This window comes from Paenibacillus sp. CMAA1364 (genome assembly GCF_054373195.1).
The window spans coordinates 1-1,465 of the sequence record NZ_JBITNB010000057.1; the positions used below are offsets into that span (position 1 = coordinate 1).

Annotated in this window: 1 protein-coding gene; it reads left to right on the top strand. The window is 37.9% G+C overall.

Translation table 11 applies throughout. From position 1 onward, the window contains the following. Window positions 1-94: 94 nt before the first annotated feature. A protein-coding gene (locus ACH8E3_RS16615) for an IS3 family transposase (RefSeq protein ID WP_458633760.1) occupies window positions 95-1,428 on the top strand; the annotation gives its coding sequence in 2 pieces (ribosomal slippage) (window positions 95-485 and window positions 485-1,428; 1,335 coding nt in all). Window positions 1,429-1,465 lie beyond the last annotated feature (37 nt).

Consider the following 1,465-nt stretch of genomic DNA (forward strand, 5'->3'; position numbering starts at 1 on the left):
TAAAATGTACCCTATAGAATAGACACTTTAAAAAAGTCTACTCTATAGGGTATTTTTCTATATAATGAAAAAAAAGAATACGGAGTGATTCATAATGAGTCAAAAATTATTTAATAAGAAGGAAATCAAACCACTAATTGCGAACCCATTCGTGAAAAATATAAGTGAAAAAGGTATTACTTACACAGATGAATTCAAACGTATCTTCATCGCTGAATATGAAAAGGGAAAGTTACCGAGACAAATCTTTGAAGCTTGTGGCTTCGATGTTGAGACCCTCGGAATGGATCGCGTGCACTCAGCTGCGAAACGTTGGAGATCCGCGTATCAAAGAGATGGATTAGATGGTCTTAAAGATACACGCAAAGGTAATTCTGGTAGACCAAGTGAACAGGAACTGTCCTTAGAGGCGAAGTATGCTCGGTTGGAGGCACAAAATAATTTACTCAAAGCAGAGAATGAATTACTAAAAAAGCTCGACAAAATGGAGAGGATGATGAGAAAGAAATCAAAATAAGAAGTGATGAGAAGTTCCAACTGATCCAATTTGTTGACTCAAAGTTTAAACTAAAAAATAAAATTAGCTATCTATGTAAAGTAGCCGGTGTATCGCGTTCAGGATACTATCACTACTTCTCTGTGGCATCACAAGAACGCAGAACCAAGCGAGAGAAGCAGGACGAGATTATGAAGGAGATCATCCTCAAAGCCTTCCGATATCGTAGACGTAAAAAGGGTGCACACCAAATAAAGATGACATTAGAAGGTCAATTCAACACCGTATACAACTTAAAACGAATCCGACGCATTATGAAAAAATATGGCATCATCTGCGCTATTCGTCGAGCCAATCCTTACCGCCAAATGGCGAAGGCAACGAAGGAACACCGAACTGTCTCGAACCTATTAAACCGTCAATTCAAGCAGAATATTCCTGGTAAGGTACTTCTGACAGACATTACTTATTTATTTTATGGTAAAGGCAAGAAGGCCTATTTATCTACTGTAAAAGACGGATCAACAAACGAAATACTGGCTTACCAAGTGTCTGACCGTATCACACTAGATATCGCCACCGACACGTTACTTAAGTTGAAAAATAATCGCCAGGTTAAATTTGCAGAAGGTGCCTTTATCCACTCGGACCAAGGCTTTCACTATACGAACCCCACTTTTCAAAAACTTGTGAAAAAATACGGTTTAGGACAATCTATGTCACGACGAGGTAACTGTTGGGATAACGCCCCACAAGAATCATTTTTTGGGCATTTCAAAGATGAAGCTGCCATCAAACCGTGTGAAACATTGGATCAATTGAAGAAGGAGATCAAGAGTTATATGATCTACTACAATCATTTCAGATATCAGTGGAATTTAAAAAGGATGACTCCTGTACAATACAGAAATCATCTACTTCAAATTGCCTAGTCTTTTTTTAATTGTCCTTTACAAAGGGTACATTTTA